Origin of the sequence: Odoribacter sp. N15.MGS-14 (genome assembly GCF_000980245.1) — a bacterium.
Classification (GTDB): Bacteria; Bacteroidota; Bacteroidia; order Bacteroidales; family Marinifilaceae; genus Odoribacter; species Odoribacter splanchnicus.
Genome location: NZ_LARE01000095.1, coordinates 1 through 7,944 on the forward strand (window position 1 = coordinate 1; position 7,944 = coordinate 7,944).

9 protein-coding genes are annotated in these 7,944 nt (G+C 42.7%); all 9 read right to left on the reverse strand.

Annotated elements, in window-relative coordinates:
* A partial coding sequence (locus tag WS34_RS13550) for a DUF4493 domain-containing protein (protein ID WP_046405454.1) occupies window positions 1–1,119 on the reverse strand: 1,119 nt, incomplete at its 3' end.
* Between the two features lie 217 nt (window positions 1,120–1,336).
* Window positions 1,337–1,813: a low molecular weight protein-tyrosine-phosphatase gene (locus WS34_RS13555; RefSeq protein WP_046405455.1), complete on the reverse strand. Its 477-nt coding sequence runs from the start codon at window positions 1,811–1,813 to the stop codon at window positions 1,337–1,339.
* Complete coding sequence (gene ftsY, locus WS34_RS13560; RefSeq protein ID WP_041556566.1) at window positions 1,814–2,764, reverse strand: signal recognition particle-docking protein FtsY; 951 nt, start codon at window positions 2,762–2,764, stop codon at window positions 1,814–1,816.
* A gap of 123 nt (window positions 2,765–2,887) precedes the next feature.
* Complete coding sequence (locus WS34_RS13565) at window positions 2,888–3,937, reverse strand: AI-2E family transporter (protein WP_046405456.1); 1,050 nt, start codon at window positions 3,935–3,937, stop codon at window positions 2,888–2,890.
* Entirely contained in the window at window positions 3,934–4,194 is a 261-nt protein-coding gene (locus tag WS34_RS13570; protein WP_046405458.1) for a DUF6582 domain-containing protein, read from the reverse strand. Before WS34_RS13570 ends, WS34_RS13565 begins: the two co-directional genes overlap by 4 nt.
* Before the next feature lie 272 nt (window positions 4,195–4,466).
* Window positions 4,467–5,666: an MFS transporter gene (locus tag WS34_RS13575; RefSeq protein WP_046405460.1), complete on the reverse strand. Its 1,200-nt coding sequence runs from the start codon at window positions 5,664–5,666 to the stop codon at window positions 4,467–4,469.
* Between the two features lie 295 nt (window positions 5,667–5,961).
* A complete protein-coding gene (locus WS34_RS13580; protein WP_370752008.1) occupies window positions 5,962–6,666 on the reverse strand; it encodes an NUDIX hydrolase in 705 nt (234 codons plus the stop codon).
* A gap of 88 nt (window positions 6,667–6,754) precedes the next feature.
* Window positions 6,755–7,333 (reverse strand): family 43 glycosylhydrolase, encoded by a 579-nt coding sequence (locus tag WS34_RS15755; protein ID WP_286693796.1) that lies wholly within the window; start codon window positions 7,331–7,333, stop codon window positions 6,755–6,757.
* Window positions 7,330–7,944, reverse strand: a 615-nt coding sequence (locus tag WS34_RS15760) for a family 43 glycosylhydrolase (RefSeq protein ID WP_286693797.1), incomplete at its 5' end; no start/stop codon positions are given. The genes WS34_RS15755 and WS34_RS15760, both read right to left, overlap by 4 nt.

The window sequence follows — 7,944 nt, forward strand, 5'->3', positions numbered from 1 at the left end:
ATCTCTCGTATTGATCTCAAAATTGAATGTCGTAGTCTGCCCAGGTGCCGTATTTAGCAATTTGATTACATGATTGAAATTCACCCATACAGCGGCCCTGATCGTGTCATTTTTATCAATATCTTCACTCCAATCCAAACCGTTGGCTTTCAATAAAGATTTCTGTTCAGCTGTTGCCTTCATCAGATCGAATTCTGCAGGCCATCCTCTTGCCAGTAAAGTATCTGATGTCGTTTTAATTTTCAGCTCAGTCAACCCCGCTGCAGAAGTTATCATCACTACTGCTTTTTTGGAGACACCTTCTGTCGTCAATATATTTCCAGCTTCCATATCGTCAGCAGTAAACGTTACTACCGGGGCTTTTTTAGGCAAGAAATAAGGGGGTAAATCCACCTCCACCGGAATATCGATCGTTGAAGAATCAGTCTCAATAGTAATACCCGACAAGGCGCCATTTTTAGTCTGGGCCTTCAAGGTCATCTTATAAAATTCCTTCGCCTTCACATGGGCAATAGCTTCCGGATAAAACTGATAATAAATATCCGAACCTTTCGGTTTAAGCCCAAAACGCATCCGTAACTTTCCGGGCTTAAAATAACCTTCGCGTTTTTCATTTTTCAGAAAATGCAAAGAATCCCCAACGGTCTTGATATCCACAAAATAATCATCGTAATCATAACCGAAACTTTCATCGAAAGTAATAGCCACTTTTGCTGCTGCAACCTTTACAGGAACAATCGTATCCAAAACATCTCCTTCTTTCAGCGTAATTTTAGTCTCCCCATAATAATAAGGACGGTCAAAAGCCGGTAGAATCGTATCACTTCCGAACCAACCGACTAATTTATAACTTCCGGGAACTACTTTGATCAAAGAAGGCAAGTTTCCATACTCCCATTCTTTCAAGACTTCAGCCCGGGTATTTTCTATCCGGACCTTAAATTCCTCTTCAGCAGGAACTGAAACAGAACGTGTTAGTATGACTTCATCTAGAGTATAATCGGTTTTCAAAGCAAAAGATACCGCACTAGTCTCCTCTCCTTCAGAAAAATCGTCTATTTTACCTTTACTACACGCTAAAATAAAAAAAGCCAGACAACTCAGAAATACAATTTTCATTTTACTAAGATTCATTCAAATTCAGTTAAACGTATTCCAAAGTATAATAGTTTTAAATGTTGGAATAGAATTCTCCCCTCTATATATACATACAAAAAATAACAAAAATTATGCCGAAATCTGATCAAAGTTTAAAATATATAAAAAAATAGCATTATTATATAAATAAAAAAACAGTCTGAAAGATTTTCAGACTGTAAAGTTTTCAGATATCGGATCAATAATGGGCCAAACAATACCGATAAAGTCCGGCAACCGCATCTTCCAATAAATCGAGTACCAGCTCGAATCCTTGGGGACCTTCATAATAAGGATCGGGAATTTCGGAATATGGAGTGGATTTCCGGCAAAAATCAGTCATTTTAAAGATTTTCGCTCTTTCTTCCTCATTTATTGCTGCACGTTTTAAAGCCTCGATATTCTGGTCATCCATACCGATGATCATATCGAACTCTGCAAAATCGGCAGTCGGATAAAAAGTACGGGCTCGACTATCCAGGACATATCCCCGGCGGCTTGCGTGCCGGCGCATCCGCTCATCAGGAAGAGCTCCGGCATGTCCGCTATAAAGTCCGGCCGAATCGATCAAGAACTCTTTTTCTTTGCCCTCTTTTTTTATCCATGCCTTCATGATTGCTTCCGCACCCGGAGAACGGCAAATATTCCCCAGACATACAAACAATATCTTCTTCATTTAACTAAACAACGAATCGACAAATTCCTCCCGGTTGAATACCTGCAAATCTTCGATTTTCTCACCGATACCGATATATTTCACAGGGATCTTGAACTGGTCGGATATACCGATAACCACACCTCCTTTGGCGGTTCCATCGAGTTTTGTAATAGCCAAAGCGTTCACTTCCGTCGCCAGTGTAAACTGCTTAGCCTGTTCGTAAGCATTTTGTCCGGTGGAGCCATCCAATACCAACAACACTTCATTCGGAGCCTCCGGCAAGACCTTTTTCATTACGTTTTTGATCTTTGTCAGCTCATTCATCAAGTTTATTTTATTATGCAACCGTCCGGCGGTGTCGATAATCACGACATCAGCTCCGTCGGCCTTAGCTTTACTTAACGTATCGTAAGCTACAGAAGCAGGATCGGCACCCATTGCCTGTTTTACAATCGGCACTCCGACCCGGTCTGCCCAGATCACCAATTGATCGACAGCAGCAGCACGAAAAGTATCGGCAGCTCCCAATACCACTTTTTTACCGGCTTCTTTAAATTTATAGGCCAACTTTCCAATCGTAGTCGTTTTCCCCACGCCATTCACTCCGACCACCATGATCACATAGGGTACACCGTTTTCAGGTAATTCGAACGAAGCGGCATCGTTAACAGTATTCTCTTTCAACAAAGCGACGATCTCCTCTTTCAACACCCGGTTCAATTCATCGACCCCCATATATTTGTCGCGCTGTACACGCTCTTCGATACGTTCGATAATCCTGACCGTAGTCTCGACACCTACATCCGAGGTGATCAAAACCTCTTCCAGATTATCCAACACCTCGTCATCTACCTTAGATTTACCGACCACCACTCTGGCCAGCTTTTTAAAAACACTTTCTTTGGTCTTTTCTAACCCCTTATTCAGGTTCTCTTTTTTAGTCTTTCCGAATAATCCGAATAATGCCATTTCAATAAAATATGATAAAAATTTCAAAGCCCTAAAGTACAAATAATTTTAATATCAAGGCGATAACGTTTTATTAATTATTAAAACGAGCGTACAAATTAGTCAAAAGTATTTAGCGGCAGCCTAAGTCCGGCCTCCAGTACGACCGGTCAAACGTTTCTGACCTTGAGACTCTTCAAGATATTCGGCCTTAAAGATCTGAACACATAAGACAAAGATAGAAAGCAACAAAGGTCCGAAAATAATCCCCATAAAACCAAATAAGGATAAGCCGATAACCACCCCGAAAATGGTAATCAGGGGATGTGTATCCGCCATTTTCCGCTGTAAAACCGAACGGATCAGATTATCGACATTCGCTACGATTACAATACAATAGACCGATAAACCCAAAGCCATCCACCAATGTCCGGTAGCTCCGATGTACAGGGCCAACGGAATCCATACGATAGCCACGCCAATCACCGGGATAATCGTAGCGAAACAGGACACGACTCCCCACAGAATCACTTCAGGTGCACCGAAAATATAATACCCCAACATGGCAATTCCCCCTTGAATGACGGCTAATAAAGGTACTCCGATAGCATTGGATTTTACCACCATATGAAATTCGTGCAGTACATCCCGCTTATTCCTCTGGTTGAAAGGTAAAATATCGATAATATAGTCCTCCATTTTCCGTCCGCCCACCAACATAAAATATAACACCAATATCAATACCAATACGTTGATAATAAAGTTACTGATACTCCCCATCAAGATTTGGCCGACTTTAGGCAGTACCGATAATAAAGCATTGATATTCCCTTTACTCAAAACATCGTATCCGGTCTTTTCCTGAACAAGCTTAGAAACATGCCCGATAGGCTCCATCAAACTTTCAGGATCGAGATTGATCGCCTGCAATTTACTGATTAAAAGCCAGACAACCAGAGATATCGGAATCAGAAAAATCAGAATAGTCTCGATTAACATGAGGGTAGCCATCAGGCTTTTTTTCATATGTTTCTTTTCTATCAGATAGAGCATCTGATTGCGAAGCAGGATATAGATGGTCGCTGCCCCCAACAATCCGCCCAAAAAAGGAGTAGCCTTGAAAAAGATCACCACTCCCATCACCAGAATAATGGTAATGAGGGAATACTTCCAATACTGTTCTTTCGTACTCATCTTCTACTTTTCTCTTGTGCCCATTCGAGAATAGTCGGACTTTGAATATTTACTCCGAATTTCCGGGCTTTCATCAAGATCCGGCGTGCCAACTCTTCTTTTTTATCTTCAGGAGCATACCCGAAATAGGCTTCAGCTGCCCGGACATGCGGCACATCGGGCATTGGAAATTCGCGGGTTTCGGGAATACCGAAATCCTCGTCTTTTAATTCGCGTCGTTCTTCTGCGTTCAGTTTATCGGCAATCTGTCCTTTCATAGCAAACTTTTTTCAATTACAAAAGTCCTAAGGTTGCAAGACATACAGGTATTCAGAAAATAAACCTGACCGTTGCAACTTTCAAATTGTACGTTCGAAGAGTTTAGAAAGTTATCGAGTTGCAGGAGCCTGCGAGCACTTTTTTACCGTCGCAGATATCCCCCATCACAACTGAAAAGCTGAGGGACTTCACCGATCAGGAAGACCATGATCCGACACTTATCAAGCACAAAAGGAGTCCGATCGTTTTCTGATTTTACTGGAAGATATCGTCAGCGCAGCTTGTTACGGTTAAAATGTGGACCGGCTTTACAAATAAAAAATAAAGTAGAAACGACGGTCAGACAAGCTCCGAAAAGGTAGGCATGATTATATCCTCCGAAAGCCTGGGCGATGGCTCCGCCACACATCAAGCCGATCCCGATCCCGACATCCCAACTGGTCAAATAAGTGGAAGTAGCCGTGCCCCGTTGACTATTGGTGCCCAGATTGACGAACAAGGTATTGAAAGCCGGAAACATCGTACCGAAAGCCACCCCCTGTAAAAGAGCGATTACCAGAAAAATGACAGAAGTAGCTCCGGCATTCCACTTCACCCAATGTTCACAGGCCGAGAGTGCAAAAAAACTGGCACAAGCCAGATACATCCCCAAAGAGATCACCTGGGTAATTCTCCCTTTATCGACCTGTTTGCCGGAGAAAATACGGGATACCGCCAAACCGACAGCCATAAAAGTGAAGTACAACCCCGAACTCAGCCCGATCCCTATTTCTTCGGCATACATAGCTACGTAACTGGTAGTCATCCCATACGGAATAGAAAGCAATAAAAGTGAAATACCGGCCGGTAGGCCCTTTACAAGAAAAAAGCGGTCTAAAGAAATCGGTTCCCGTTTCACCGGTTGTTTTAAAGGTGTTTTTACTAAAGAAGCCATGATGAAGCCCAGACTTCCGGACACCAGCGAACAAGTAAAAATAACAGCATACGAACAATGTCCGTGCATAAACAATCCGGTCATCGGCCCGAAGCTCATGGCAATATTATTGGCCAGTCCATAATAACCCAATCCTTCTCCCCGCCGGGAAGAAGGCAGGATATCTATGACAATCGTATTTCCTGCGACAGACACCATCCCAAAGGCAAACCCATGTACAATCCGTAAAGCGATAAACAAAACCAAAGCTTCGGCTAACATATACCCTCCGAAAATAACGGTGAAGACAAAATAAGCGAGCAGATACAAAGGCTTCCGACTGAAAGTATCGAGCATATACCCGGAAAAAGGCCGGATACACAAACACGCCAGCGTATAGCAAGACAAAATAAACCCGATCATCGACTTACCTGCCATAAACTGCTCTTTCAAATAAAACGGCAATACCGGCAAAAGCAAGTAGAAAGCAAAGAAAAGCAGGAAATTGGCTGCCAGGATATAACAAAAATTAAAAGAAAAAAGCTTGTCTTTAATCATAGCATATTCAAAACCAAATGCAAAAGTAATAATAATTAGTTCATGAAGTCCATCGACTTTATAAACATTTACTTTTGTATTACATAAATAATCCCGGCAGGATGAATTATTTTATGAAAAAAGTTACTGATCAGACTGCAACTCTCACACTCGGAGAATTCAGCCGGTTAGAATTTCAGGCTTCCAACTTATTAAATGAATCAGCTGTTTTCCTATTAAAAAACATAAAGTACAAAAGTATAAATTATTCTCATTTTTAAACTATATAGACTTTATAACTCTAATAATTTTCGAATCAGATATTAAAAAAGTTCTGGTTATATCCATTCTCGAGCATACTATTGTATTTTTCTTCGTCGAAAGAGTAGAGATAAGCTCCTTTTTTCGAAGTAGAGTAGTCCTTTTTACCCGTATTGATCAGGATATTCATGCTATGGATCTTCTTCCGGAAATTACGTTTGTCGATTTCACATCCGAAAATCGCCTCGTAAAGCATCTGTAAAGAAGGAAGCGTAAACTCCTGAGGTAACAGGTTGAAACCTACCGGACAATTGGTCGCCCGTCTCCTCAAACGCCCCAAAGCTTTCGTAACCATCTGGTTGTGATCGAAGATCAGAGGAGGCACTTGTTCCAACAGTACCCATGCTGCATTATATGAACTCACTGCTTCTTTATCATAATTACGGATATCCATCAAAGCAAAATAAGCGGCAGAAACGACACGGGCTCCCGGATCACGCCCCACATCACTGAATGTCATCAATTGCTCCATATAAACTTTTTCCAAGCCGGTGCAATCCCTCAATACCCGTTCCGCCGCCTGGTCCAGGTTCTCATCCGCCCGCAAAAAACCTCCCATCAGAGACCATTCCCCCTTACAAGGTTCAAAATTCCGCTTTAATAACAACAACTTTAATCCTTCCTCATCGAAACCAAAAATAATACAATCTACAGCGACTTTGAAATCAGCCTCTTGTTCATAATACCTTATACTTTCCACCTCGTAATTTTTTTTTACAAAACAAGCAAAAAAATAATTATAAGGCAAATTTTTTCTATAGTTAAAAGTATAAGACACACTTAAGCTTCTATTTCTCGCATACCGATTTGTTTCTCACTTTCACAGGTCGTATTCCTTCGAGTGTTGGCGTCACCGGAAGAATTGTCCCATCTTTACCGAAATACATCCGGTCGATGCACACTTCGCGGTAATATCCGGCAGCCTCCCCCATCGTGATCCCTTCCGGCCGTTTAAAACGGTGATATACGATATACCATTCGTCTTTCCCCGGTATCTGAATCACCGAATTATGCCCTGTCCCATAAATTCCTTTTTCGGGATCTTTCGTCAGGATCAGATTTGATTCCGGTATCTGAATCGGCCCGACAGGAGAATCGGCAATGCCATAACGTACCCGGTAATTTTCACTGCGGGTATCGTCTTCCGACCACAAAAAATAATACTTCCCTTTTCTGAAAATCACACAGGTCCCTTCCCGGAAAGTACCGTCCGAAGGAGTAATCACCCTCTGGCTTCCAGGTACGATATTCAGCCTATCCCCGCTCAATTCGGCCACAGCCATAAATCCGTTCCCCCAATAGAGATAACTCTTACCGGATACCGGATCGGTAAATACATCGGGATCTATATTCCGTTCCCCGTTCACCCCTGAGGCAAACGGTCGACCAAAGGTTTTCCCGAATCCTTGAAAAGCCCGGCAGGATAATCAGCCACAGCCACTCCCACTTTCTGAGCTGCCGTATAATAATAGAAATACTTACATTTCCCTCCGATCTTTTCTTCGATAATAGAAGGATCCCAGGCATTCCGGTCGGCCCATTTCACCTGTGAGGGCAGATCGAGTACAATCCCTTCGTCCTGCCAATGTACCAAGTCAGGAGAAGAGAAAGCCTTAAAACTGTTTCCTCCCCATCCCTCATACCCATCGGTGGTCGGATACAAGTAAAACTTCCCCGTCTGCCGGGCAAACAAAATCGCCGGATCGGCATGAAAATCACGGATCACCGGATTACCTGCCTCCGGATCCGTCTCCCGACAGACTGTCCGCCTACGGGCATTGCCCCAATACCGTTCCAATCGTTCGGCTTCGGCCACCGTCACCGGAATAATCGTTCCGTGCCGGGGATAAAAATCCCGTGTAATACGTTCCCGATTCTTCAACAGACTCTTGATTCTGGCATGGAGCAAAGACAAACCGAAAGGCTTGATCAGGTAACCGTCGGTTCCCGACTCGTAACCTGCAATTTTATCTTCTTC

Coding starts and splice junctions, on each gene's coding strand:
- WS34_RS13555 (WP_046405455.1), bottom strand. CDS start 1,813: ATGAAGAAGATATTGTTTGTATGTCTGGGGAATATTTGCCGTTCTCCG.
- ftsY (WP_041556566.1), bottom strand. CDS start 2,764: ATGGCATTATTCGGATTATTCGGAAAGACTAAAAAAGAGAACCTGAAT.
- WS34_RS13565 (WP_046405456.1), bottom strand. CDS start 3,937: ATGAGTACGAAAGAACAGTATTGGAAGTATTCCCTCATTACCATTATT.
- WS34_RS13570 (WP_046405458.1), bottom strand. CDS start 4,194: ATGAAAGGACAGATTGCCGATAAACTGAACGCAGAAGAACGACGCGAA.
- WS34_RS13575 (WP_046405460.1), bottom strand. CDS start 5,666: ATGATTAAAGACAAGCTTTTTTCTTTTAATTTTTGTTATATCCTGGCA.